This is a genomic window from Pseudomonas sp. 2995-3 (assembly GCF_002742565.1).
GTDB lineage: Bacteria > Pseudomonadota > Gammaproteobacteria > Pseudomonadales > Pseudomonadaceae > Aquipseudomonas > Aquipseudomonas edaphica.
Map to the genome: position 1 here is coordinate 371711 of NZ_LJSB01000157.1, position 24399 is coordinate 396109.

At 58.9% G+C, this 24399-nt stretch carries 22 protein-coding genes; 8 read left to right on the plus strand and 14 right to left on the minus strand.

Going from position 1 to position 24399, the window contains the following annotated elements:
- Positions 1-28: 28 nt before the first annotated feature.
- Positions 29-886, minus strand: coding sequence for an MIP/aquaporin family protein (locus AOA62_RS09335; RefSeq protein ID WP_026013709.1), 858 nt, complete (start codon positions 884-886; stop codon positions 29-31).
- Positions 887-1211: 325 nt separating this feature from the next.
- Between AOA62_RS09335 and ybaK the strand changes: the two genes are divergently transcribed.
- A complete protein-coding gene (gene ybaK / locus AOA62_RS09340; RefSeq protein WP_017137036.1) occupies positions 1212-1682 on the plus strand; it encodes a Cys-tRNA(Pro) deacylase in 471 nt (156 codons plus the stop codon).
- A 142-nt stretch (positions 1683-1824) separates the two neighbouring features.
- Here ybaK and AOA62_RS09345 read toward each other — a convergent pair whose 3' ends face one another.
- Both AOA62_RS09345 and argF read right to left on the minus strand, forming a co-directional pair.
- Entirely contained in the window at positions 1825-2934 is a 1110-nt protein-coding gene (locus AOA62_RS09345; RefSeq protein ID WP_099548516.1) for an ABC transporter ATP-binding protein, read from the minus strand.
- Positions 2931-3851 (minus strand): ornithine carbamoyltransferase, encoded by a 921-nt coding sequence (gene argF / locus AOA62_RS09350; RefSeq protein WP_069786197.1) that lies wholly within the window; start codon positions 3849-3851, stop codon positions 2931-2933. Before argF ends, AOA62_RS09345 begins: the two co-directional genes overlap by 4 nt.
- 422 nt (positions 3852-4273) lie before the next feature.
- On the opposite strand from argF, the gene AOA62_RS09360 reads away from it, so the two are divergent.
- Positions 4274-6382: a molybdopterin oxidoreductase family protein gene (locus tag AOA62_RS09360; protein WP_099548517.1), complete on the plus strand. Its 2109-nt coding sequence runs from the start codon at positions 4274-4276 to the stop codon at positions 6380-6382.
- A gap of 84 nt (positions 6383-6466) precedes the next feature.
- Positions 6467-6805 (plus strand): Grx4 family monothiol glutaredoxin, encoded by a 339-nt coding sequence (gene grxD, locus AOA62_RS09365; RefSeq protein WP_058421605.1) that lies wholly within the window; start codon positions 6467-6469, stop codon positions 6803-6805.
- A gap of 132 nt (positions 6806-6937) precedes the next feature.
- Here grxD and bfr read toward each other — a convergent pair whose 3' ends face one another.
- Positions 6938-7408, minus strand: coding sequence for a bacterioferritin (gene bfr / locus AOA62_RS09370; protein ID WP_017137040.1), 471 nt, complete (start codon positions 7406-7408; stop codon positions 6938-6940).
- A gap of 201 nt (positions 7409-7609) precedes the next feature.
- Positions 7610-7828, minus strand: coding sequence for a bacterioferritin-associated ferredoxin (locus AOA62_RS09375; protein WP_010564137.1), 219 nt, complete (start codon positions 7826-7828; stop codon positions 7610-7612).
- A 243-nt stretch (positions 7829-8071) separates the two neighbouring features.
- Here AOA62_RS09375 and AOA62_RS09380 point away from each other — a divergent pair, with 243 nt between their 5' ends.
- Positions 8072-8674, plus strand: a complete 603-nt coding sequence (locus AOA62_RS09380) for a peroxiredoxin (protein WP_003172097.1) — start codon at positions 8072-8074, stop codon at positions 8672-8674.
- A 216-nt stretch (positions 8675-8890) separates the two neighbouring features.
- Here the strand turns inward: AOA62_RS09380 and rnt are convergent, their stop codons facing one another.
- Together rnt and pyrC are read right to left on the minus strand one after the other, a co-directional pair.
- Positions 8891-9562 (minus strand): ribonuclease T, encoded by a 672-nt coding sequence (gene rnt, locus AOA62_RS09385; RefSeq protein ID WP_017137041.1) that lies wholly within the window; start codon positions 9560-9562, stop codon positions 8891-8893.
- On the minus strand, positions 9559-10605 hold the full coding sequence (gene pyrC / locus AOA62_RS09390) for a dihydroorotase (RefSeq protein ID WP_017137042.1): 1047 nt from the start codon (positions 10603-10605) through the stop codon (positions 9559-9561). The genes rnt and pyrC overlap by 4 nt, the downstream gene beginning before the upstream one ends.
- 156 nt (positions 10606-10761) lie before the next feature.
- Between pyrC and AOA62_RS09395 the strand changes: the two genes are divergently transcribed.
- The 3 genes from AOA62_RS09395 (at position 10762) to AOA62_RS09405 (ending at position 14285) form a co-directional block, all read left to right on the plus strand.
- Positions 10762-11670, plus strand: a complete 909-nt coding sequence (locus AOA62_RS09395) for an OmpA family protein (protein WP_099548518.1) — start codon at positions 10762-10764, stop codon at positions 11668-11670.
- Between the two features lie 129 nt (positions 11671-11799).
- Entirely contained in the window at positions 11800-13017 is a 1218-nt protein-coding gene (locus tag AOA62_RS09400; RefSeq protein ID WP_003208700.1) for an argininosuccinate synthase, read from the plus strand.
- A gap of 635 nt (positions 13018-13652) precedes the next feature.
- On the plus strand, positions 13653-14285 hold the full coding sequence (locus AOA62_RS09405; RefSeq protein ID WP_017137044.1) for a response regulator transcription factor: 633 nt from the start codon (positions 13653-13655) through the stop codon (positions 14283-14285).
- 84 nt (positions 14286-14369) lie between these two features.
- Here AOA62_RS09405 and AOA62_RS09410 read toward each other — a convergent pair whose 3' ends face one another.
- The 4 genes from AOA62_RS09410 to metG form a co-directional block, all read right to left on the minus strand.
- A complete protein-coding gene (locus AOA62_RS09410) occupies positions 14370-14552 on the minus strand; it encodes a PA3496 family putative envelope integrity protein (protein WP_017137045.1) in 183 nt (60 codons plus the stop codon).
- A 107-nt stretch (positions 14553-14659) separates the two neighbouring features.
- Entirely contained in the window at positions 14660-15298 is a 639-nt protein-coding gene (gene nth, locus AOA62_RS09415) for an endonuclease III (RefSeq protein ID WP_017137046.1), read from the minus strand.
- Positions 15299-15367: 69 nt separating this feature from the next.
- Positions 15368-16336 (minus strand): electron transport complex subunit RsxB, encoded by a 969-nt coding sequence (rsxB, locus tag AOA62_RS09420; RefSeq protein ID WP_099548519.1) that lies wholly within the window; start codon positions 16334-16336, stop codon positions 15368-15370.
- 244 nt (positions 16337-16580) lie between these two features.
- Entirely contained in the window at positions 16581-18632 is a 2052-nt protein-coding gene (metG, locus tag AOA62_RS09425; RefSeq protein WP_017137048.1) for a methionine--tRNA ligase, read from the minus strand.
- Between the two features lie 172 nt (positions 18633-18804).
- Between metG and apbC the strand changes: the two genes are divergently transcribed.
- Positions 18805-19899 (plus strand): iron-sulfur cluster carrier protein ApbC, encoded by a 1095-nt coding sequence (gene apbC, locus AOA62_RS09430; protein WP_017137049.1) that lies wholly within the window; start codon positions 18805-18807, stop codon positions 19897-19899.
- A 498-nt stretch (positions 19900-20397) separates the two neighbouring features.
- Here the strand turns inward: apbC and fdxA are convergent, their stop codons facing one another.
- From fdxA to AOA62_RS09445, 3 genes are all read right to left on the minus strand, one after another.
- Complete coding sequence (gene fdxA / locus AOA62_RS09435) at positions 20398-20721, minus strand: ferredoxin FdxA (RefSeq protein ID WP_003208688.1); 324 nt, start codon at positions 20719-20721, stop codon at positions 20398-20400.
- 142 nt (positions 20722-20863) lie between these two features.
- Positions 20864-23455: a DNA mismatch repair protein MutS gene (gene mutS / locus AOA62_RS09440; protein ID WP_099548520.1), complete on the minus strand. Its 2592-nt coding sequence runs from the start codon at positions 23453-23455 to the stop codon at positions 20864-20866.
- A gap of 375 nt (positions 23456-23830) precedes the next feature.
- Positions 23831-24112, minus strand: coding sequence for a DUF3077 domain-containing protein (locus tag AOA62_RS09445; protein WP_053254658.1), 282 nt, complete (start codon positions 24110-24112; stop codon positions 23831-23833).
- Positions 24113-24399 lie beyond the last annotated feature (287 nt).

A 24399-nucleotide genomic window follows, 5' to 3' on the forward strand; every position in this document is an offset into this window, starting at 1 on the left:
CGAAGGGCAGGGGACCAGGCCGGCGCTTTCAGGAAATACGAGTCTTGCCGGTGACAGCCGTGTCAGGTGTTTCTTCAGCTATAGCAGGTGCGGCGCTCGGCAGGTGGCGGGCAATCAGCCCGCGATAAGCCGCTGCGCCGAGGCAGGCGCCGACAATCGGCGCGAAAATCGGTACCAGGAAGTAAGGAATATCGCGGCCGCCAGTAAAGGCCATTTCACCCCAGCCGGCGAAAAAGGTCATCAGCTTGGGGCCGAAATCACGCGCCGGGTTCATCGCAAAGCCGGTCAGCGGGCCCATGGCACTGCCGATAACTGCAATCAGCAGGCCGATTAACAGCGGGGCCAACGGGCCGCGGGGCAGGCCATTGTTATCGTCGGTCAGGGCCATGATCACGCCCATCAGGATGGCGGTGATGACCATTTCCACCAGGAATGCCTGGGCCGTGCTCAGCAGCGCGTGCGGGTAGGTGGAGAACACCGACGCCAATTCCAGGCTGGCCTGAGAGCCGCGAATCATGTGGTGAGTTTGTTCGTAATCGAAAAAGAGGTTGCTGTACAGCGTGTAAACCAACGCCGCCGAGCAGAACGCGCCGGCGATTTGCGCGAGGATATAGAAGGGCAGTTTGCGTTTTTCGAAATCGGCAAAAATGCACAGCGCGATACTTACCGCCGGGTTGAGGTGCGCCCCGGAAATACCGGCGCTCAGGTAGATCGCCATGCTCACGCCGACCCCCCAGATAATACTGATTTCCCACAGCCCGAAGCTGGCACCCGCGACCTTGAGCGCAGCGACACATCCTGTACCGAAGAAGATCAGAAGCGCAGTCCCCAGGAATTCGGCCATGCATTGGCTCGAAAGTGAAGGCTGTTGAAGAGCAGTAGTCATGGCAAACCTCGATTGTTGTTCTTGTTGGCGCACAGCCTCAACGGGCCGTTGCGCGATTTTCACCGTAATCAGGATCCCCATCCTGACTGCAGCTTCCCGCTGGAACACTGGAGCACTATTCCTACAGTATTCGGAAACGAAAAAATATAGACAAGAATGACCGCTGTCAAAGGTCGAAAGTGAACCATTGGTCATTTTCGAACTATTGGTCTGGTGAATGATCACGGGTGAGGCTGCAAGCGCGCATGGCGGGAGGGGCGCACTAGAGCGTTTTGCGCGGGCTTGGCCTAGAATTGGCGATCTTTCTGCCGCGCCCGGAGTAGTCATGACACCCGCACTGGACCTGTTGAAAAAAGTTCGCGCCGAACATCGCATCCACAGTTACGAGCACGACCCCAAGGCCGCGTCTTATGGCCTGGAGGCCGCGGAAAAATTGGGGCTCGACCCGGCGCAGGTGTTCAAGACCTTGCTGGCCAGCAGTGAGAAAGGTGAATTGCTGGTGGCGGTGGTGCCGGTCGTCGGAAGTCTGGACCTGAAGGCGCTGGCCCATGCGGCCGGCGTTAAAAAAGCCGAGATGGCCGATCCGGTAGCGGCGCAGCGCTCTACCGGTTACCTGTTGGGCGGCATCAGCCCGTTGGGGCAGAAGAAGCGTTTGCGCACATTTATTGATGAGACCGCGCAACAGTTTGCGACGATTCATGTGAGCGCAGGCAGGAGGGGGTTAGAAGTGGAACTGGCCGCAGCGGTGCTGGCCGAGCATACCCAGGCCAAATTTGCGCCGATTGGGCGGGGCTGAAACTCAATTCTGAATCCACTAAAAACCCAATGTGGGAGCTGGCTTGCCTGCGATTGCATCACCTCGGTTCAACTGACAGACCGAGGTGTCTGCATCGCAGGCAAGCCAGCTCCCACATTTTTTACCCGGTTTAGTCAGTTGTTCAGTGGGCGGCGCTGTAACGTCGCACGCCGGATTCAACTTGAGGAATCTGCGCCGCCGTGCTGCCCGATGCCTGAAACAACACCAGATGCTCCGCCGCCACCCGAATCCCCACCTGCGCACCCACCTGATGGTCTGCATGGCTGGGGAAAATCGACTCCAGCTGTGCACCGGTCGGCAGTTGCAAGCGGTACAAGGTCGAAGCGCCGAGGAAAGTCTTGCCGACAATCCGCGCTTTTAACGCGCTGTCGGGTGCGTAAACGATGTCATCCGGACGTAGCAACACATCCACCGCGCCACCCGTTGGCCAGGTGTAGGCACGGTTGCCACGCAAGTCACCCAGTTCGGTGCTGACCGATTCCGGCGAACTCAATTGCCCGCGAATGAAGTACCCCTGGCCGATAAAGCTGGCGACATAAGGGGTTTGCGGTTCGTGGTAGAGGTTGTAGGGCGTGTCCCACTGCTCAAGACGGCCCTCTTTGAATACGCCCACGTGATCACTCACGGCGAAGGCTTCTTCCTGATCATGGGTGACCAGAATCGCGCTGGTGCCGCGCGCCTTGAGAATGTCACGTACTTCATGGCTGAGCTTGCGCCGCAGTTCACCGTCGAGGTTGGAGAAAGGTTCATCGAGCAGCAACAGTTGCGGTTCCGGCGCCAAGGCGCGGGCGAGGGCGACGCGTTGTTGCTGGCCGCCGGAAAGTTCGTGGGGGAAACGCTTGCCGAGGTTTTTCAGGTTGACCAGTTCCAGCAGTTCGCCAACCACGCGGTCTTTTTGCGGGTGCTTGCGAATGCCAAAGGCGATGTTGTCGGCCACGCTCAAATGCGGAAACAGCGCGTAGTCCTGAAACACCATGCCAATGCGACGTTTCTCCGGCGCCAGGGTGAACCCGGCGCTGGAGATTACTTCGCCGGCCAGGCTGATCTCACCTTCATGCACCGGCTCAAACCCGGCGATCGCGCGCAAAGTTGTGGTTTTTCCGCAACCCGAGGAGCCCAGCAGGCAGCCGATGTCACCGGCGTTGAGGTGCAGGTTGAGGTGCTGCACCACGCGTTGATCTTGATAGCCGCATGCCAGATTGCGCAGGTTCAGCAGTAATGGCTGGCTCATGCGTGGTGGTACGACGGCGGGACGAGGAATTCGAGCAGCGCCTTTTGCGCATGCAGGCGGTTCTCAGCCTGGTCCCACGCCACCGAACGCTCATCGTCGAGCAGGTCGAGGCTGATTTCTTCGCCCCGGTGCGCGGGCAGGCAGTGCATGAACAGCACGTCTGGCGCGGCCAGGTCGAGCAAGGCACGGGTCACCTGGAACGGCGCGAACAGCGCCAGGCGCTTGGCGGTTTCTTCTTCCTGGCCCATGGAGGTCCACACGTCGGTGCTCACCAGGTGCGCGCCGATGACCGCGTCACGCGGGTCGCGCACCACGGTCACACGATCGCCCGCCTGGGCCAGGAAACGTGCATCCGGCTCGTAGCCTTCGGGGCAGGCCACACGCAGTTGGAAGTCGAACTGGATCGCCGCTTCTATATAGCTGTTGCACATGTTGTTGCCGTCGCCGATCCAGGCCACGGTCTTGCCCTGGATCGAACCACGGTGTTCAAGGAAGGTTTGCATGTCGGCCAGCAACTGGCACGGGTGCAGGTCATCGGACAGGCCGTTGATCACCGGTACGCGCGAGTTGGCGGAAAATTCGGTCACGGTGCTGTGGGCAAAGGTGCGGATCATCACCGCATCGAGCATGCGCGACATCACGCGGGCAGCGTCGGCGATCGGTTCGCCGCGGCCCAGTTGGGTGTCACGCGAGGACAGGAAGATGGCTTGGCCACCCAGCTGGATCATGCCGGCTTCGAACGACACGCGGGTGCGGGTCGACGACTTCTCGAAAATCATCCCGAGCACACGGTTTTTCAAAGGCTCGAACAGTACGCCGCGGTTACGCAGGTCTTTAAGCTCAATGCCTCGACGGATCACGCTGACCAGCTCTTCGGGCGTGCAATCCATCAGGGAGAGAAAGTGCCTTGCGCTCATCATTAACTACCTTTTTGCAACAGACCGCAGATACTCAAAGCCTTGTTTATTGTGACAACGGGCGAGACCTGCGGCGAAAGCCGCACGGGGCGACGAAATAGGGGAAGGCGCGATCTTATAATTAAATGTCGCGTCTTACCAATAGGGCTACAGTTTTTAAGGGTGTTCAAGAGGGGCGCCGGAGCGCTTTTGAAGACTGATTCCTGACAGCAGCGCCCCATTTGTACACTGGCGCCAAGACCTTTTGCAATGTGTGGGGCGGGCCTGGAGCGGGTTGTGTCGGTTTCGGAGCGCCTATGCAAAGATTTGAAACACTTGCCCATGGCCTGGCCTGATGCCCCTCGATTCACAGAACGAACGTTGCTGGTGCGCGTTCAGGTGTCGGGCCATAGTTGGGCCAAAGCCCAATAAAGAGACTGGCCATGACCAAGACTCTCCACCACCGTGCCTGCCATCTGTGTGAAGCCATCTGCGGCCTGACCCTGGAAACCACCCAGGCGGATGACGGTAGCCTGGCGATCACCTCTATCAAGGGCGACCCGCTGGACGCGTTCAGCCGCGGACATATTTGCCCAAAAGCCGTGGCGCTGCAGGATATTCAGAACGACCCCGACCGCCTGCACCAGCCCATGCTGCGAGTGGGCAGCGACTGGCAGCCGATCCCGTGGGACGAGGCCTTTGCACTGGTAGCCGAACGCCTCGCAGGCATCCAGGCCCGGCACGGGCAGAACGCGGTGGCGGTGTATCAGGGCAACCCCAGCGTGCATAACTACGGGTTGATGACCCACAGCAACTACTTCCTTGGCCTGCTGAAGACGCGCAATCGGTTTTCCGCCACCTCGGTGGACCAGTTGCCCCATCACCTCACCAGTCACCTGATGTACGGCCATGGCTTGTTGCTGCCGATTCCGGATATCGACCACACCGATTTCATGCTGATCCTGGGCGGCAACCCGCTGGCGTCCAACGGCAGCATCATGACCGTGCCCGATGTGGAGAAACGCCTCAAGGCCATCCAGGCCCGCGGCGGCAAAGTGGTGGTGGTTGACCCCCGGCGCAGCGAGACGGCGGCGATTGCCGATCAGCATGTGTTCGTGCGGCCCGGTGGCGACGCGGCGCTGCTGTTCGGGCTGCTCAACACCTTGCTCAGCGAAAACCTGACCCGCGACAGCCATTTGCCGATTGCAGGCCTGGAGGATGTGCGCCAGGCGATTGCCGGGTTTACCGCCGAAGCCATGAGCCGCCAGTGTGCGGTGCCTGCCGAACAGATCCGCCAGTTGGCGCGGGACTTTGCGGCGGCGGACAAGGCCGTGTGCTACGGGCGCATGGGCGTATCGACCCAGGCCTTCGGCACGCTGTGCCATTGGCTGGTGCAATTGATCAACCTGGTCACGGGCAACCTCGACCGTGTCGGCGGCGCCTTGTGCACCACGCCGGCGGTGGACCTGGTGGCCTCCACTGGCGGCGGGCACTTCAATCGCTGGCAAAGCCGGGTGTCCGGGCGGCCGGAGTACGGTGGCGAGTTACCCGTATCGGCCCTGGCCGAAGAAATGCTCACTGAAGGCGAAGGGCAGATCCGCGCCCTGGTGACGGTGGCCGGAAACCCGGTGCTGTCCACGCCTAACGGTCGCCAACTGGAGAAGGCCCTGGACGGTTTGGAGTTCATGGTCAGCGTCGACCTGTATATCAACGAAACCACGCGCTATGCCGACCTGATCTTGCCGTCCACTTCAGCGTTGGAAAACGATCACTACGACACCACGTTCAATATGTTCGCAGTGCGTAACGTCACCCGCTTCAATCGCGCGATCCTGCCCAAGCCTGCCGGCGCGTTGCATGATTGGGAGATCTTTGTCGGCTTGGCCAAGGCCTTCGCTGCGCACACCGGCGCGGTGCTCAAGCCGACCATGGCGCCGGCACAGATGATCGACTTTGGCTTGCGTGCCGGGGTCTATGGCGATGCGTCCGAGCACAAACTGTCGGTGGCCATGCTCGCCGATCATCCCCATGGCGTGGACCTGGGGCCGCTCAAACCCAACTTGGCCGCACGCTTGAAAACCGCCGACGGCCACGTGCAGGCAGCGCCTGCGGTGGTCCTGGCAGACCTGGCGCGCTTTGCGGCCCAGCCGGTGCCAATGGTCAATGAGCTGTTACTGATCGGCCGTCGGCATGTACGCAGCAACAATTCCTGGATGCATAACTATCACCGCCTGGTGAAGGGCAAGCCGCGCCATCAACTGCATATGCATCCCGACGACCTTGCCAGCCGACAATTGAGTGATGGGCAGTGGGTGCGTGTCAGCTCACGCGTTGGCGAGATCGAAGTGGAAGTGGTGGCCAGCCTGGACATGATGCCTGGCGTGGTCAGCCTGCCACACGGCTGGGGCCACGGTCGTCCAGGCGTGCGCATGACCATCGCCAGTGGGCAGCCTGGGGCCAGTGCCAATGACCTGACCGACGAGCGGCAATTGGATGAATTGTCTGGAAACGCCGCGCTTAATGGCGTGCCGGTACAGGTGGCCGCCGCATAAGGCCCGAGCACTGCGCTGGAATTTTGCGTTACAATGCGCCACCGTGCCGACCTGTGAGTCGCAAAGTTCCAGCCGAGGTGTTCCATGGATATCATCGAAACGATCAAAGAGCAGATTGCCAATAACACCATTCTGCTTTACATGAAGGGCGCCCCGAACGCTCCTCAGTGCGGTTTCTCCGCGAAGGCTTCCCAGGCCATCATGGCGTGCGGCGAGAAATTCGCTTACGTGGATATCCTGCAAAACCCGGAAATCCGCGCCAACCTGCCGAAGTACGCCAACTGGCCAACTTTCCCACAACTGTGGGTAGCCGGTGAGCTGGTCGGCGGTAGCGATATCATCACTGAGATGGCTGCTGACGGTTCGCTGCAAGCGCTGATCAAAGAAGCAGCGGTAAACGCGGCGGCCAAGACTGACGCTTGACCCGAATGCAATAAAAAGCCCCGCTTCTCGAAAGAGAGCGGGGCTTTTTTGTGATCGTTCCCACGCTCCGCGTGGGAATGCATCCTGTGACGCTCTGCGTCACCATGCTCAAGTGGGAACGATCTTCAGCGCTTATTCACCCATCTGCGATTGCAGGTAGTTTTCCAGGCTGACTTTAACGATCAAGCCCAGCTGGGTTTCCAGCCAGTCGATATGTTCTTCCTGATCTTCCAGGATATCTTCCAGCAGCTCACGGCTGCCGAAGTCGCCTTTGGTTTCGCAGTGAGCGATGGCGGCCTTGAGGTCGCTGTGGCTCTTCTGCTCGAACTTCAGGTCGCTGCTGATCATCTCCTGGGTGTGCTCGCCGATGTTCAGCTTGCCCAGGTCCTGTACGTTCGGCAGCCCTTCCAGGAACAGGATGCGCTTGATCAGCGCGTCTGCGTCCTTCATGGCCTTGATCGATTCTTTGTATTCACGCTTGCCGAGCTTTTCCAGGCCCCAATCGTCATACATGCGCGCATGCAGAAAGTACTGATTGATCGCGACCAGTTCATTGGCAAGGATTTTGTTGAGTTGCTGGATGACTGAGATGTCGCCTTTCATGACTGGGGTCCTGCCCTGTAATAGCTGTGTATAGGGCGGAGTTTGAGCGGCGAAATCCCTAGTGTCAAACCTAAGTTATTGAATAATAAATGAAAATTAATCGGAATAAGAATGTTTGTGTTCCGCGTCTTGACGCTAACTAATTGAATTACGGGCATAAAAAAACCGGACATTAAGTCCGGTTCTTCAAAACACGCCTATTTAAGCGTGTGTAAATTCTGCTGAGTAGGGGAGTGCGGCCTGGGCTGTTTGCAGCTGCGTCAGGGTTTCCCGTACCACTTGCTTGGCGAGGCAAGCACATTTGCCGCACTGGCTGGCAACGCCGGTGGTTTCACGTACTTCCTTGTAGCTGCAGCAACCTTCATAGATTGCTTCGCGGATTTGTCCGTCGGTGACGCCAGTGCAGAGGCAGACATACATAAGGGAGAACCATCGCGGGTTTAAGGCTTAAGTGCGATGGATCTTAATGTTAACGAGAATGATTGTCAAAGTAGATTCACAGGGTATTGCCAGGTACCTGCGGCGCGCTGACGAACGGTTTTTTCAGTGTATGATGGTCGGTCTTCACGAAGCGTGACCGCGTCACAGGCCTGTCGCTTAATTGCGCCAGACTTGGGCTGGTCCTTTTACTTCAATCGTCACCCTTACATCAGGAGATACCCAATGAGCGTACTCGTCGGCAAACAAGCCCCGGATTTCGACGTACCTGCCGTCCTCGGCAATGGCGAAATCGTAGACAGCTTCAAACTGTCTGAAGCCATCAAAGGCAAATACGGCCTGGTGTTCTTCTACCCGCTGGACTTCACCTTCGTGTGCCCGTCGGAGCTGATCGCTCTGGACCACCGCATGGACGATTTCAAGGCGCGCAATGTTGAAGTGGTAGCCGTTTCCATCGACTCCCATTTCACCCACAACGCCTGGCGCAACACCGCCATCAATGATGGCGGCATCGGCAAAGTCAAATACACCATGGCTGCCGACATGAAGCACGACATTGCCAAGGCCTACGACGTTGAGTCCGAAGGCGGCGTGGCGTTCCGTGGCGCGTTCCTGATCGACGACAAGGGCGTTGTACGCTCGCAGATCATCAACGACCTGCCGCTGGGCCGTAACATGGAAGAGCTGATCCGTCTGGTCGATGCCCTGCAATTCCACGAAGAGCACGGCGAAGTCTGCCCTGCCAACTGGAAAAAAGGCGACAAAGGCATGAACGCTTCGCCAGAAGGCGTTGCGGCTTACCTGACCGAGAACGCTGGCAAGCTGTAAGCCAGGTTCGCGGCACAAAAAAACCGGCCTGAAAAGGCCGGTTTTTTTGTGCGCTGCATTTGGTTCTGTGGCGAGGGAGCTTGCTCCCGCTGGGCTGCGAAGCAGCCCCATAACCTGACACCGCAGTTTAACAGGTTAACCGCGGCGGTCTTATTGGGGCCGCTGCGCAACCCAGCGGGAGCAAGCTCCCTCGCCACAACCACAAAGGCGTCAGCCTCAGTCGTTGAAGTCTTCCCAGCCGCCCATTTGCTTCCACCGATTGACGATGCCGCAGAACAGCTCGGCAGTCTTCTCGGTGTCGTAGCGGGCCGAGTGGGCCTCACGACCGTCAAAGTCGATACCGGCCGCCTGGCAGGCCTTTGCCAGCACGGTCTGGCCGTAAGCCAGGCCCGCAAGCGTGGCGGTGTCAAAGCTGGAGAACGGGTGAAACGGGTTGCGCTTCATGTCCAACCGCGTCACGGCAGCATTCAGGAAGCCCAGGTCGAAGCTGCTGTTATGGCCCACCAGGATCGCGCGTTTGCAGCCATTGGCCTTCAACGCTTTACGCACACCACGGAAGATATCGGTCAGCGCCGCTTCTTCACTCACGGCCATGCGCAGTGGGTGATCGAGCTTGATGCCGGTGAACTCCAGGGCTGCAGCTTCGATATTCGCGCCTTCAAACGGCTCCACACGGAAGAAGTGGGTGTGTTCCGGGAACACAAAACCCTGTTCATCCATGCCGATAGTGGTCGCGGCGATTTCCAGCAATGCGTCGGTGGCGCAGTTGAAACCACCGGTTTCTACGTCGATGACAACCGGCAGATAACCGCGAAACCGCTCGGCCATCGGGTGGCGGGAGCCGCCACCACTGTGCTCGTGTTCGTCGTCGTAATGGTCTTCACTCACTTGCTTTCCTCCAGCAGGCGCCAGCGCAGTGTTTCACCGGCGCGCAGCGGGATAACAGTCAGCTCGCCAAACGGCAGGCTGGCAGGGGCGGTCCAGTCTTCACGAACCAGGGTAATGCGGTCGGTATTCGCCGGCAGGCCGTAGAAGCGCGGGCCGTTGAGGCTGGCGAAGGCTTCGAGCTTGTCCAGGGCGTTGCGCTGTTCAAACGCTTCGGCATACAGCTCGATGGCGGCATACGCGGTGTAGCAACCGGCACAGCCGCACGCAGCTTCTTTGGCGTGCTGGGCGTGGGGCGCCGAGTCGGTGCCGAGGAAGAACTTCGGGCTGCCGCTGGTAGCGGCGTCCAGCAGGGCCACCTGGTGGGTGTTGCGCTTGAGGATCGGCAGGCAATAGAAGTGCGGCCGAATCCCGCCCACCAGCATGTGGTTGCGGTTGTAAAGCAGGTGATGCGCGGTGATGGTCGCGCCGACGTTGGCCGAAGCCTCGTTGACGAACTGCACGGCGTCGGCGGTGGTGATGTGTTCGAACACGACCTTGAGGGTCGGGAACAGCTCGACCACGCGGCGCATATGCTCGTCGATGAAGATCTTTTCACGATCAAACACATCCACATCGCCACGGGTGACTTCACCGTGGATCAGCAGCGGCATGCCGACTTCAGCCATGGCTTCGATCGCCGGCAGGATCTTGTCGATACTGGTCACGCCGGAGTCGGAGTTGGTGGTCGCGCCCGCCGGGTACAACTTGGCGGCGTACACAAAACCGCTGGCCTTGGCCTCGCGGATTTCGGCAGGCTGGGTACGGTCGGTGAGGTAGAGCACCATCAACGGTTCGAAGCGGCTGCCGGCCGGGCGCGCAGCGAGGATACGCTGGCGATAGGCATCGGCTTGCTCGGCATTACGCACCGGAGGTACCAGGTTAGGCATGATAATCGCGCGGCCAAACGTGCGCGCTACATCGGCCACGGTTTGGGGTAACGCAGCACCATCGCGAAGATGAATATGCCAGTCGTCGGGACGCAGCAGGGTCAGGCGGTCGGACATTGGGGATTCCAGGCGGGTCAATCTGGTGGGAATGCTACCGGAAAAGACTCTTGCAGGCACTCGCTATCAAGTTTTGCCGCACGTGTCCGATATCCCTGGGTATGCCTTAACGACGTATGACGCTTTGAAGTGTTGTAGAAACCAGTGGAGCCTCCCGTGCGCCAGCATTATCTAGCCCTGCTCAGTGTGTTCGCCAGCCTGCCTGCGATGGCACTCACATTCCAGACACGTCTGGAGAATATTGAGTGGAAGGTGGAAGGCGACCAATTCGAGTGCCGCCTGGCCCAGCCGATCACCGATTTCGGTTCGGGTGAGTTTGTGCGCCGGGCCGGCGAGCAGGCGACATTTCGCCTGAAAGCCTATAGCGGCGCGCTCGGAGCGGGCTCGGCGACCTTGCTGGCTGCGGCGGCACCCTGGCAACCGGGCCGTGGTGATATCAACTTGGGCGCCGTGCGTGTTGGCAGTGGCGACGTGCTGTTCAACAGCTCCCAGGCCCAGGCCGGGCGTTTGTTCACGGGTTTGCTGGAGGGGCGTAGCCCTACGGTGCGGCATTACGGGCGTGAGGGCGGCTACTCGGAGGTCCGCCTGTTGCCGGTGAAATTCAACAAGGCCTTCAACGACTATCAACTGTGCACCACCAAGCTGTTGCCGATGAATTACGATCAGGTCAAACAGACTGAAGTCGGCTTCCCCGGCGGCGGTATCGAGCTGGACGCCGCTGCCAAGAAGAAGCTGGACGTGATTCTCGCGTTCATGAAAGCCGACCCGACGGTTAATCACGTCGAGCTCAATGGTCATTCCGACAACAGCGGTAACCGCCTGACCAACCGTGACGTCTCGCGCCGTCGTGCCCTGGCGGTGATGGACTACTTCAAGGCCAATGGCATTCAGGAATCGCAGATCACCCTGCGTTTTCACGGTGAAAGTTACCCACTGGCGCCCAATACCAATGCCGCCAACCGCGCCCGTAATCGTCGCGTGAATATTCAGCTCGAACGCGTGGCTGCCCCCGAGAAACCGGCACCCCAGGCCACTGGCCCGAGCAGCGCGGCACACACGTCATAAGGTGCGACCATCGGTCGCCCGCTCGACATAATCTGTCGCTTTATCTTCATTTGCTGTCGCGCCTCTGTAAATTCACGGTTTTGGTCGGTAGAATCGACGGCTTTCCGTACAACCCCGTGGAGTGATGGCATGGCCGACGTAAACAAGGTCGTTCTCGCGTATTCCGGCGGCCTGGACACTTCGGTGATCCTCAAGTGGCTGCAGGATACTTATAACTGTGAAGTGGTGACCTTCACCGCTGACCTGGGTCAGGGCGAAGAGGTCGAACCTGCACGTGCCAAGGCGCAAGCCATGGGCGTGAAAGAGATCTACATTGACGACCTGCGCGAAGAATTCGTCCGCGATTTCGTCTTCCCGATGTTTCGCGCCAACACCGTCTACGAAGGCGAGTACCTGCTGGGTACTTCCATCGCACGCCCGCTGATCGCCAAACGCCTGATCGAAATCGCCAACGAAACCGGCGCCGACGCCATTTCCCATGGCGCTACCGGCAAGGGCAACGACCAGGTGCGTTTCGAACTGGGCGCCTACGCCCTCAAGCCAGGCGTGAAAGTGATTGCTCCTTGGCGTGAATGGGACCTGCTGTCCCGTGAAAAGCTGATGGATTACGCTGAAAAGCACGCAATCCCGATCGAGCGTCACGGCAAGAAGAAGTCCCCGTACTCGATGGACGCCAACTTGCTGCACATCTCCTATGAAGGCGGCGTGCTGGAAGACACCTGGACCGAGCACGAAGAAGACATGTGGAAATGGACCGTCTCCCCTGAGAACGCTCCAGACAAGGCCCAGTACCTGGAACTGACCTACCGCAACGGCGACATCGTTGCACTGGACGGCGTCGAAATGACCCCGGCCACCGTGCTGGCGACCCTGAACCGTATCGGTGGCGAACACGGTATCGGCCGTCTCGACATCGTCGAGAACCGCTACGTGGGCATGAAGTCCCGTGGTTGCTACGAAACCCCAGGCGGCACCATCATGCTGCGCGCTCACCGCGCCATTGAGTCGATCACCCTGGACCGTGAAGTGGCTCACCTCAAAGACGAGCTGATGCCCAAGTACGCCAGCTTGATCTACACCGGTTACTGGTGGAGTCCGGAGCGTCTGATGCTGCAACAGATGATCGACGCCTCCCAGGTCCACGTGAACGGCGTTGTGCGCCTGAAGCTGTACAAGGGCAACGTGATCGTCACCGGTCGCAAGTCTGATGAGTCGCTGTTCGACGCCAACATCGCCACCTTCGAAGAAGACGGCGGCGCCTACAACCAGGCGGACGCGGCAGGCTTCATCAAGCTGAACGCGTTGCGTATGCGCATCGCCGCCAACAAGGGTCGCAAGCTGTTCTGAGTGCGACCCTTGTTGTAAAAATGGCCCCTAGTCCAAGGGGCCATTTTTTTTGCCTGCATATAAAGACGGGCGCATTTAAAAGCAAGCTGATGTTTAAACGCGGTCTGACTGTTTAAGGTTTGTTGAATGTTGAAGTTGAATTCGGCCGTTTCAGCGATGGCGTGTTTATTTCTGTACGGTTGAATGAATTTTTTACACCTGCACAGGAACTATGTCTTACGGAAAATTCACTACCTAAGTACAGCGAGTATGTAGGGCGCTGAAACTTCTGTAGGAAATAGGGATGTAAACAGGTATGTTGAATGGAACTAAATCAGTTGATTTCTTTTCAGCTGCTCACTGGCCTAGCTGCCATAAGCAAGGGGTATTTCCTGAAAGTCATGTGCGGTACATTTACCTCGTACCCATTCTGCGGCGTATATTTCACTCGAAATATGTATGGCCCCGGAAAGTTCTGAAGGGTTGCATAAAATTCCCTGCACCTGAGTTTGTGTTTTTTTGTAGGTTAATTCCTATATCGTTGTGGGTTGGGTCTCTGCTTGCTGTTGCTTGGGGGGGAGCGCTATGCCAACTAGGAAACGACTAGGCTATTGTGCTTGCTCTAAATAATTCGAACAGCGAAATTGGACTTTCTCATGAATAAAGTGCTGATCGTGGATGATCATCCCGTCATTCGACTTGCTGTGCGCATGCTAATGGAACGTCATGGTTATGAAGTCGTTGCCGAGACTGATAACGGCGTCGATGCGCTGCAACTTGCACGGGAACATATGCCGGACATTGTCATACTGGATATCGGGATACCCAAGCTCGATGGCCTGGAAGTTATCTGTCGGCTGGCGTCTACCAAGCAGGCTACACCCGTCAAGGTGCTGGTGCTGACGTCTCAGGCACCCGGCCATTTCTCCATGCGCTGCATGCAGGCGGGGGCGGCGGGCTACGTATGCAAGCAGCAGGACCTGACCGAGCTGCTGAGCGCCATCAAGGCTGTACTTTCCGGCTACAGCTATTTCCCCAACCAGGCGCTCAACTCGGTACGCTCGACCATGGGCAATGCCAGCGAGGCGGACATGGTTGAACGCTTGTCGGGTCGCGAGATGATGGTGTTGCAGCAACTGGCCCGAGGCAAAACCAACAAGGAAATTGCCGATGGCATGTTCCTGAGCAACAAAACCGTCAGCACCTACAAGACCCGCCTGTTACTCAAGCTCAATGCACGCTCCCTTGTGGACCTGATCGAGCTGGCCCAGCGCAACGGCCTCGTGTAGACGCGGTGCGGTTTTGCACCAAAACCCGAAAACCCGGCAAAAAAAAGCCTCCGTCAGGGAGGCTTCCGGCCGTCAGCGCATCGATCAGAGGTCGAAGTCGTAATCGGCCAGTTGTTTTTGCAAGCGTCGCTCTTCCAACAGGTTGTCGATAGTGCGGCGTTTGCTCAAATTGGTCTTGGCCACCTCTGCCACAGGGGCGTCCCCTTCGTCTTCCGCCACATCAACGAGATCGTCTTCTACATCCAGTTGTTCTTTGCCAGTGCTCATAAGGTTAACTCCAGGCTAAGACTGCCGTTGGCGCTCCTTATAACGATAATCCACGAACGGGTAAAAAAGATTTTTTCAATCGACTGATCGAGAAAACCAATGAACCCTCAATCGTCCGAGGTTTTGTCCTTGTACTCGCACAGGTCTTCGATGCGGCAACTCCCGCAGCGAGGCTTGCGGGCCTGGCACACATAGCGCCCGTGAAGGATCAGCCAGTGGTGGGAGTCGAGCAGATAGGGCTTGGGCACAAACTTCATCAACTGCTTTTCTACCTCGACCACATTTTTGCCACGCGCGATGCCGGTTCGGTTGCTGACGCGGAAAATATGCGTGTCCACTGCCATGGTCAGTTGCCGGAACGCGGTATTGAGTACCACGTTCGCAGTTTTGCGGCCTACGCCGGGAAGGGCTTCCAGGGCTTCGCGGGTTTGTGGCACTTCACTGCCGTGCAGCTCAACCAACAAGCGGCAGGTCTCAATGACATTCTTGGCCTTGCTGTTGTACAGGCCGATCGTCTTGATGTACTCCGACAAACCCTCCACACCCAAGGCATAAATGGCCGCTGGCGTATTGGCCACTGGGTACAGCTTGGCCGTAGCCTTGTTGACGCCCACGTCCGTGGATTGTGCTGACAGGATCACCGCAATCAGCAACTCGAACGGCGACGAGTAGGCCAGCTCGGTCTTGGGTTCCGGATTGTCTTCATGAAACCTGCGGAAAATTTCCAGGCGTTTTGCGGCGTTCATGGGGCAGGTGGTTCCTTGCAGGCGATCAGCGCGATTGTAGTAATACACACAGCAGGGTTTAGCGCGGGTTTAAACGCTGTCATGAGTATCCACTTGGCGTTGTGCGTCATCGACTTTGCTTTGCGCCTCGGCCAGTTGCTGTGGTGTGGCGTTTAGATCCTGGGCTTTCTTCAATGCTGCGCGGTGCATGGCCAGCTGGATTTTAGCGCGCTTGAGATCGGCGCTGTTACTCGGTGCCGTTGCTGGCGTCGGTGTGCTCTGTACTTCCAGTGCGGCCAGCGCCTGCTCCGCTGCTTCGAACTGCTGTTGCAGCACGATCAACTGCGACTGCTGCTCAAAGGTCGGTGGATGTCCAAATGCCTTGAGTGATTTATGCAGTTGGGCGCGACTCATGGCAACGGTGATCTTGGCCTTCTTGACCGCTGTATCCCGGGCCGCCTGAGCGTCATCGGCTTGCACAGGGGCAACCGGCGGGGCCAAACGTTTAGCCCGCGCCAGGCGCTCGGCGAGTTTATGCGCTTCCTCGCGTTGCAGCCGCGCATTGCGTTGCTCAAAGCGCCGCCGCGCGCGGTCGCGCTTGAGGCCGCGCTCATGGCGTTGCCCATCATCGGCCGCCAGGCCGCCGACAATCGCCAGCACAGTGGTCGCTGGACGCATTTCAATGCAATCCACAGGGCAGGGCGCAACACACAGGTCGCAGCCGGTGCATTCATCCATGATCACGGTGTGCATCAACTTGGCGGCGCCGACAATCGCATCCACCGGGCACGCCTGGATGCACTTGGTGCAGCCGATGCATTCGGCTTCGCGGATGTAGGCGACCTGGGCCGGGGCTTCGCCGCGACTGGTGTCCAGTTCCAACACCGGCACGCGCAACAGCAGGGCCAGGCCGGCAATGGTTTCTTGCCCTCCGGGCGGGCACTTGTTGATTGCCTCACCCAACGCGATGCCCTCGGCGTAAGGCTTGCAACCCGGATGCCCGCATTTGCCGCATTGGGTCTGCGGCAGCAGCGCGTCGATACGTTGAATCAAGTTCATGGGGTGATCATTGGTATGCCGGTTGAACAAACAGTGCCTGTAGTGGCGAGCGCGCGTTCTGTGGCGAGCGGGCTTGCCCCGCGTTGCGGCGCGGAGCGGCCCTTGGTACAGACACTCGGCTTAACAGGCCAAATGCGGCGACTTTATTGGGGCTGCTGCGCAGCCCAACGCGGGGCAAGCCCGCTCGCCACAGGCAGCCCGTTTGCCACGGGAGGCCCGCTTGCCGCAGACGGGCTTTGCGGGCTTACTTGATACGCTGCCCCGGCTTGGCACCGCTGTCAGGGCTCAACAGGTAGATCTCTTCGCCGCCTGGGCCGGCTGCCATCACCATGCCTTCGGAGATGCCAAACTTCATTTTGCGTGGCTTGAGGTTGGCGATCATCATGGTCAAGCGGCCGTCGAGCTTGGAAGGATCCGGGTAGGCGCTCTTGATGCCGGAGAACACGTTACGTTGCTCGCCACCCAGGTCCAGGGTCAGGCGCAGCAGCTTGTCGGCACCCTCCACGGCCTCGGCCTTGACGATCAGCGCAACGCGCAGGTCTACAGCGGCAAAGGCGTCGAAGTCGATTTCTGCCGAGATCGGATCCTTGGCCAGCTCACCGTTACCGGCGGGCGCAGCCGAACCGGTGTCGGTCTGGCTGGCGACCAGGTCTTCTTTCGAAGCGTCGGTCATGGCCTGGACTTTCACCGGATCAATACGCGTCATCAACGGCTTGAACTCGTTCAACTGATGGTTGCTGAGCAAGGTGGCGTGGTCGTTCCAGGTCAGCGGCGCGACGTTGAGGAACGCCTCGGCATCAGCGGCCAGCAATGGCAGCACCGGTTTGAGGAAGATTACCAATTGGCGGAACAGGTTGACGCCCGTGGCACAGATAGCCTGGACTTCAGCTTGCTTACCTTCCTGCTTGTTCAGCGACCACGGTGCCTTGTCGGCGATCCAGGCGTTGGCGCGGTCGGCCAGGCCCATGATCTCGCGCATGGCGCGGGCAAAGTCACGGGCTTCATAGGCGTCGGCGATGCTTGGTGCGGCGGCCAGGAAGGCTTCGGTCAGTTCCGGTGCGGCGTTTTCAGCCACCAGTAAACCGGCATTGCCCTTGTGGATAAAACCGGCGCAACGGCTGGCGATGTTGACCACTTTGCCGACCAGGTCCGAGTTGACCTTCTGCACGAAGTCTTCCAGGTTCAGGTCGAGGTCGTCGACACCACGGCCCAGCTTGGCGGCATAGTAGTAGCGCAAGTATTCCGGCGACAGGTGGTCCAGGTAGGTGCGCGCCTTGATAAAGGTGCCACGGGACTTGGACATTTTCTGGCCATTGACCGTCAGGTAGCCGTGCACGGCGATACCGGTCGGCTTGCGATAGCCCGAACCTTCGAGCATGGCCGGCCAGAACAGCGCGTGGAAGTTGACGATGTCCTTGCCGATGAAGTGGTACAGCTCGGCGGTGGAATCCTTTGCCCAGAACGCGTCGAAGTCCAGCTCAGGCGTGCGGTCGCAGAGGTTTTTGAAGCTGGCCATGTAGCCAATCGGCGCGTCCAGCCACACATAAAAGTACTTGCCCGGCTCGCCCGGGATCTCGAAGCCGAAGTACGGCGCATCGCGGGAGATGTCCCACTGCTGCAGGCCGCTGTCGAGCCATTCGGAGAGTTTGTTGGCCACGGCGTCCTGCAAGGTGCCGCTGCGGGTCCAGGTTTGCAGCATTTGCTGGAAATCCGGGAGCTTGAAGAAGAAGTGCTGGGAATCCTTGAGCACCGGGGTGGCGCCGGAGATTGCCGACTTCGGGTTCTTCAAGTCCGTCGGTGCATAGGTCGCGCCACATTTTTCGCAGTTGTCGCCGTACTGGTCTTCGGTGCCGCATTTAGGGCAGGTGCCCTTGATGAAGCGGTCGGCCAGGAACATTTTCTTTTCCGGGTCGAAATACTGGGTCACCGAACGCTGGTCGATGTGCCCGGCTTCCTTCAAGCGCAGGTAGATCTGGCTCGACAGCTCGCGGTTTTCTTCGGAGTGGGTCGAGTGGAAGTTATCGAAGTCCACCAGGAACTCGGCAAAGTCGGCGCTGTGTTCAGCCTGCACATTGGCGATCAGTTGTTCCGGGGTGATGCCTTCCTTCTCGGCACGCAACATGATGGCCGAACCGTGGGCGTCGTCCGCGCAGACATAAATGCATTGATTGCCGCGATGCTTCTGGAAGCGCACCCACATATCGGTCTGGATGTACTCAAGCATATGGCCAAGATGGATGGAACCATTGGCATAGGGCAGGGCGCTGGTGACGAGGATCTTGCGTGGCTCGGACATGGGGCTCGGCTACTTGATGAAACGGAGGTCGGCCACTATAAAGCGCCGGGAAATATATTTCACCCCGTGGTGCTGTTTCTGAATCTTCCCAAGTCTCGAAAGCATGCCGCTGGGCGGCCGGAACGGTTAGGATAGCCGCCTGTTTCAGTCAGTCTTTTTTCGGGAGTAGCCCATGAGCGCCGTCAATCGCGCAGCGGTGGAAGCCGTTCTTCGCCAGTACACCGACCCCTATTTGAACCAGGACCCGGTCAGCGCCGGCTGTGTACGTGCCATTGAAGTCCAGGGCGACCAGGTGTCGGTCCAGTTGGAACTGGGCTATGCCGCCGGTTTGTTCAAGAGTGGCTGGGCGCAGATGTTGCAAATGGCCATCGAAGGCCTGGAGGGCGTGCGTTCGGCCAAGGTCGACATCCAGTGCGTGATCGCCGCGCACAAGGCCCAGGCGCAGATTCCGGGCCTGGCCAACGTCAAGAATGTTATCGCGGTGGCCTCCGGCAAGGGCGGCGTGGGTAAATCCACCACCGCCGCCAACCTGGCGCTGGCGCTGGCCCGAGAAGGTGCGCGCGTGGGCATCCTCGACGCTGATATCTACGGCCCCAGCCAGGGCGTGATGTTCGGCATCGCCGAAGGCACGCGGCCCAAGGTCAAGGACCAGAAGTGGTTTGTGCCAATTGAGTCGCTGGGTGTGGAAGTCATGTCCATGGCGTTCCTAACCGACGACAACACACCTATGGTCTGGCGTGGGCCGATGGTTTCCGGCGCCTTGCTGCAACTGGTTACCCAGACCGCCTGGGGCGACCTCGATTACCTGGTGATCGACATGCCGCCAGGCACCGGCGATATCCAGCTGACCCTGGCGCAAAAGGTGCCGGTGGCCGGTTCGGTAATCGTGACCACACCCCAGGACCTGGCGCTGCTGGATGCCAGAAAAGGCGTGGAGATGTTCCGCAAGGTCAACATCCCGGTGCTGGGCGTTGTTGAAAACATGGCGGTACACATCTGCTCCAACTGCGGCCACGCCGAGCATTTGTTTGGCGAAGGCGGCGGTGAGAAGTTGGCGACCCAATACGGGGTTGAGTTGCTGGCGTCGTTGCCGCTGGCGATGGAAATTCGTGAGCAGGCCGACGGCGGCAAGCCCACCGTGGCCGCAGAGCCCGATGGACCGATCGCTATGGTGTACCAGGAACTGGCCCGTCACGTGGGCGCGCGGATCGTCCTGCAGGAAGCCGCAGCACCGGCAATGCCGACCATCACCGTCAGCGACGACTGAGCCTGCTGAAGGAAAACAGCCTCGGCGTTGTCGGGGCTTTTTTATGCCTGCCGATCAGTCAATGGTTCCGAATCATGCGTTTGCGCAATTGCGCGTGTAAGCATTTGCTTACTTTTTCGTAAGTGTTTGGTTTTTTTTACCGGGCATGTCCATCTCGAAACGGTGAAAGAATATTCTATCCTTATGAAAAATAACAATTATTTATACTTGGATGAGCGTTCAAGTCTGTCAGCCGATCACTTGGATCCCGTTGAACTTCCCTCGGAACTCTCTAAGATCAGCCCTGTGTCCACGGATTGGCACAGCCATCAAGGAACGATGGTTGAAGGAACGTCGCAGGATGCGATTCATCAGGATGATGAAAAGGAATACAGGGACTAGGGAAAAAATGTGGGCGGGTCATACCGCCCCTTTTTTTTGCCTGCAGAAAAGTGAAAACGACCACCCAGAAACGCAAAAAGGCCCGCAAGGGGCCTTTTTTATTGGGCGGCGGCGCTTTCAGCGCTCGAGGTCTGCAATCTTACCTTTCTTGCCATCCCACTCCGCTGCATCAGGCATCGGATCTTTGCGCTCAGTGATGTTCGGCCAGATTTCCGCCAGCTCGACGTTCAACTGAATGAATTCCTGCATCTCTGCCGGGACTTCGTCCTCGGAGAAAATAGCGACGGCCGGGCATTCTGGTTCACACAGGGCGCAGTCAATGCACTCATCCGGGTGGATAACCAGGAAGTTCGGGCCTTCGTAGAAGCAGTCCACCGGACACACTTCGACGCAGTCGGTGTACTTGCACTTGATGCAGTTGTCGGTAACGACGAAGGTCATTTCTAATTCTCTCCTCAGGCGGCGGCAGCGAAACCCTTTGTGGCAGGGCTCGCGAGGTTCGGGAGCGATAGTCTGCAGGCCAGGCTAATAACCTGCAGCATCCCAAACCGCGCGAGAGTCTACCAGCTTGCAAGCCTGTGCGTTATATCCGAACTTGCAGTGCATATAACATTTCGAGCGCTTTACGCGGCGTCAAGCCGTCCAGGTCAAGCTTTGCCAGCTCATCCAGCACTGGATGGGGCAGGCTGGCGAACATATCACTCTGGTGCGGCGCGCTGGGTTTTGCGCTGGTTTTGGCCGGGCTTGCCACAGGAATCTCGTGGGGCAGGGCGGTTTCTTCCAGGCGGCTCAAGTGTTCGCGGGCACGGGTGATGACTTGCGCAGGAACCCCCGCCAACTGCGCCACGGCCAAACCGTAACTCTGGCTCGCCGGCCCCGGCAACACGTGGTGCAGGAACACGATGCGCTCGTTGTGCTCAGTGGCATTGAGATGCACGTTGGCCACCAGCGGCTCGCTTTCCGGCAACACCGTCAGCTCGAAATAGTGCGTGGCGAACAGCGTATAGGCGCGCAAATGCGCCAAACGCTCGGCCGCCGCCCACGCCAGCGACAGACCATCGAAGGTGCTGGTGCCGCGCCCCACTTCGTCCATCAGCACCAAACTGCGTTCGGTGGCGTTGTGCAGGATGTTGGCGGTTTCGCTCATTTCCACCATAAAGGTCGAACGCCCTCCGGCCAGGTCATCACTGGAACCGATCCGGGTGAAAATGCGGTCCACCAGCGACAACTCGCAACTGGCTGCCGGCACAAAGCTGCCGATATGCGCCAGCAACACGATCAAGGCGGTCTGGCGCATGTAGGTGGATTTACCACCCATGTTCGGACCGGTGATCACCAGCATGCGCGTGTCGTCATCCAGCGACAGGTCGTTGGCCACAAACGGCGTGGTCAACACCTGCTCCACCACCGGGTGGCGCCCCTGCACGATGCGCATGCACGGCTCGCTGACAAAACGCGGGCAGTTCAGGTCAAGGTTCAGCGCACGTTCGGCCAGGTTGCTCAGCACATCCAGTTCCGCCAGGGCGGCGGCGGTGTCTTGCAGCGGCGCCAGGCGGCTGATCAAATCTTCGAGCAACGCTTCATACAGCATCTTTTCGCGCGCCAGGGCACGGCTTTTGGCCGACAGTGCCTTGTCTTCGAACTCTTTCAGCTCCGGCGTAATGAAACGCTCGGCGCCTTTAAGGGTTTGGCGGCGCTGATAATCAATCGGCGCCGACTCGGCCTGCTTGCTCGGCAACTCAATAAAGTAGCCGTGCACGCGGTTGTAGCCGACCTTCAAGTTGGCCAAGCCCGTGCGGGCTTTTTCGCGGGCTTCCAGGTCAATCAGGAACTGCCCGGCGTTTTCGCTCAGCGATTGCAGCTCGTCCAGCTCGCTGTCGTAACCGGTTTTAAGCACGCCGCCGTCACGGATAATCGCCGGCGGGTTGTCGATAATGGCTTTTTCCAGCAGCGCCGCGAGGTCCGGGTAAGTGCCGGCCGTTACGGCGAGTTGTTGCAGGTGCGGCGTGTCCAGTTCGGTCATGGCCACTTGCAGCTGCGGCAGCGCGCTCAACGCATCGCGCAGGCGCGCCAGGTCACGTGGCCGCGCATTGCGCAGGCCGATCCGCGCCAGAATGCGCTCGATATCACCGATTTCTTTAAGCTGCGGCTGCAGGTTCTCAAAGCGATAGCGATCCAGCAGGCAAGTAATAGAGGTCTGGCGCGCTTGCAGCACGGTCAAGTCGCGCAGTGGGCGGTTCAACCAACGGGTCAGCAAACGGCTGCCCATGGCCGTCTGGCAACGGTCGACCACCGATTGCAGCGTGTTATCGCGGCCACCGGCCAGGTTGGTGTCCAGCTCCAGGTTGCGACGGCTGGCGCCATCGAGCACCACAGTGTCATCCAGGCGCTCATGGCGCAGGCTGCGCAAATGCGGCAGGGCGGTGCGCTGGGTTTCCTTGGCATAGCTGAGCAAGCAACCGGCAGCGCCGATGGCCAGGGTCAAGGTCTCGCAGCCGAAGCCTTTAAGGTCCTGCACCGAGAACTGCTGGCACAGGCTTTTTAGCGCTGTATCGCGCTCAAAATCCCACGGCGCACGCCGCTTGGTCCCACGGCGTTTTTCCGCCGGCAGATCCTTTGGCCAATCATCCGGAATCAACAACTCCACCGGATTGATACGCTCCAGCTCCGCCAGCAGGTTCTCCCAGCCCTTGATCTCCAGCACGCTGAAGTTGCCGCTGGTGATATCCAGCACCGACAGGCCAAACAAACGCTCATCGCCCAACACCGCCGCGATCAGATTGTCACGACGCTCATCCAGCAACGCCTCATCACTCACCGTGCCCGGCGTGATAATGCGCACCACCTGACGTTCCACCGGCCCTTTGCTGGTCGCCGGGTCACCGATCTGCTCACAGATCACTACCGACTCGCCCAGCTTCACCAGCTTGACCAGATAACCTTCCAACGAATGGTAAGGAATCCCACACATCGGAATCGACTGCCCCGCCGACTGCCCGCGCGCGGTCAGGGTGATGTCCAGCAGCTTGGCGGCCTTCTTCGCGTCTTCGTAGAAGATCTCGTAGAAATCGCCCATGCGATAGAACATCAACTGATCAGGGTGCTGGTTTTTGAGGCGCCAGTACTGCTGCATCATTGGAGTGTGGGAGGACAGATCGGAGGTGTTTTTACTCATCAGATAGTTAGCAAATTCGTTGAAAGTGATGGGGCAAAGGGCACGCTTGGTCCAGTGTCGATCAGTTGCGGAGCGCGTACTTTCCAACGACGCAGGCCGAATGTGGGAGCTGTCGAGCCTTAGCGAGGCTGCGAAGGGATCGCCGCGCTGTACCTGCAGGCCGCAGCCCGCGCATCGCTGAAGTTCTAAAGCTCAACATCGTGCCCAATCGTAGTCGCTTAACTGATCGGCATTGGGCGCTTGGCCCAGCATTTGTTGCGATGGGCGCAAGGTTAACACGTGAAGTCGGCCCTTCGCAGGTCGCAAACGGCCAGGTAAAACACAAAAAGGGCAGCGCCTTTATATAAGCGCCGCCCTTTTTTACTGTCGCCCGATTTACTGAAGGTTGCCGGGCGAATCCAACACCTTCACCACATCATCAACCACCGCCTTGACCATCTCCTGCAAGTAATGCGACGCCCAGGCGTACCGGTCCGTCTCCTTGGTCATCGCCGCATCTTCGGCGAGTTGCTTGGCGACGTGGAGGAGGTCCGAGGCGTGGTGCAGGGCTTCATGCAGGGAGACGCCGCTGTTGACGCGAAATAGCGGTTGGTCGGAATGGAAGGAGAAAGGCGTGACGCCGAGGGTGGTTAACGCAGACGGATCTGTAGCGGTCATCGGTAAAACTCCCATAGTCGGTTGAGAGCTACCACGTTCGTTGTTGAACGAATGCGTGGCGCTTTTGGCGCCTGCATCTAAACGGGTTATCAGGCCCGGTCGCTGAATTTGCAGCGACCGGGGGAGGTTAGCGTGATGGTGAGGTGGGTGCAACTGGGAAAAAGGGGGAATCTCTTGACTTTGCTTCGCCAGTTGCCGGCGGACCCATGCGGGAGGATACGCCCCGGAAATTAACACCTAAAGATGTGAGGGCAGGATTGATCGCTTGGTCAATGGTTTAAGGTGAA

What these genes read in the sequence shown, in the direction of transcription:
- AOA62_RS09335 (WP_026013709.1), bottom strand. Translation starts at nt 886, where the DNA reads ATGACTACTGCTCTTCAACAGCCTTCACTTTCGAGCCAATGCATGGCC.
- ybaK (WP_017137036.1), top strand. Translation starts at nt 1,212, where the DNA reads ATGACACCCGCACTGGACCTGTTGAAAAAAGTTCGCGCCGAACATCGC.
- AOA62_RS09345 (WP_099548516.1), bottom strand. Translation starts at nt 2,934, where the DNA reads ATGAGCCAGCCATTACTGCTGAACCTGCGCAATCTGGCATGCGGCTAT.
- argF (WP_069786197.1), bottom strand. Translation starts at nt 3,851, where the DNA reads ATGAGCGCAAGGCACTTTCTCTCCCTGATGGATTGCACGCCCGAAGAG.
- AOA62_RS09360 (WP_099548517.1), top strand. Translation starts at nt 4,274, where the DNA reads ATGACCAAGACTCTCCACCACCGTGCCTGCCATCTGTGTGAAGCCATC.
- grxD (WP_058421605.1), top strand. Translation starts at nt 6,467, where the DNA reads ATGGATATCATCGAAACGATCAAAGAGCAGATTGCCAATAACACCATT.
- bfr (WP_017137040.1), bottom strand. Translation starts at nt 7,408, where the DNA reads ATGAAAGGCGACATCTCAGTCATCCAGCAACTCAACAAAATCCTTGCC.
- AOA62_RS09375 (WP_010564137.1), bottom strand. Translation starts at nt 7,828, where the DNA reads ATGTATGTCTGCCTCTGCACTGGCGTCACCGACGGACAAATCCGCGAA.
- AOA62_RS09380 (WP_003172097.1), top strand. Translation starts at nt 8,072, where the DNA reads ATGAGCGTACTCGTCGGCAAACAAGCCCCGGATTTCGACGTACCTGCC.
- pyrC (WP_017137042.1), bottom strand. Translation starts at nt 10,605, where the DNA reads ATGTCCGACCGCCTGACCCTGCTGCGTCCCGACGACTGGCATATTCAT.
- AOA62_RS09400 (WP_003208700.1), top strand. Translation starts at nt 11,800, where the DNA reads ATGGCCGACGTAAACAAGGTCGTTCTCGCGTATTCCGGCGGCCTGGAC.
- AOA62_RS09405 (WP_017137044.1), top strand. Translation starts at nt 13,653, where the DNA reads ATGAATAAAGTGCTGATCGTGGATGATCATCCCGTCATTCGACTTGCT.
- AOA62_RS09410 (WP_017137045.1), bottom strand. Translation starts at nt 14,552, where the DNA reads ATGAGCACTGGCAAAGAACAACTGGATGTAGAAGACGATCTCGTTGAT.
- nth (WP_017137046.1), bottom strand. Translation starts at nt 15,298, where the DNA reads ATGAACGCCGCAAAACGCCTGGAAATTTTCCGCAGGTTTCATGAAGAC.
- rsxB (WP_099548519.1), bottom strand. Translation starts at nt 16,336, where the DNA reads ATGAACTTGATTCAACGTATCGACGCGCTGCTGCCGCAGACCCAATGC.
- metG (WP_017137048.1), bottom strand. Translation starts at nt 18,632, where the DNA reads ATGTCCGAGCCACGCAAGATCCTCGTCACCAGCGCCCTGCCCTATGCC.
- apbC (WP_017137049.1), top strand. Translation starts at nt 18,805, where the DNA reads ATGAGCGCCGTCAATCGCGCAGCGGTGGAAGCCGTTCTTCGCCAGTAC.
- fdxA (WP_003208688.1), bottom strand. Translation starts at nt 20,721, where the DNA reads ATGACCTTCGTCGTTACCGACAACTGCATCAAGTGCAAGTACACCGAC.
- mutS (WP_099548520.1), bottom strand. Translation starts at nt 23,455, where the DNA reads ATGAGTAAAAACACCTCCGATCTGTCCTCCCACACTCCAATGATGCAG.
- AOA62_RS09445 (WP_053254658.1), bottom strand. Translation starts at nt 24,112, where the DNA reads ATGACCGCTACAGATCCGTCTGCGTTAACCACCCTCGGCGTCACGCCT.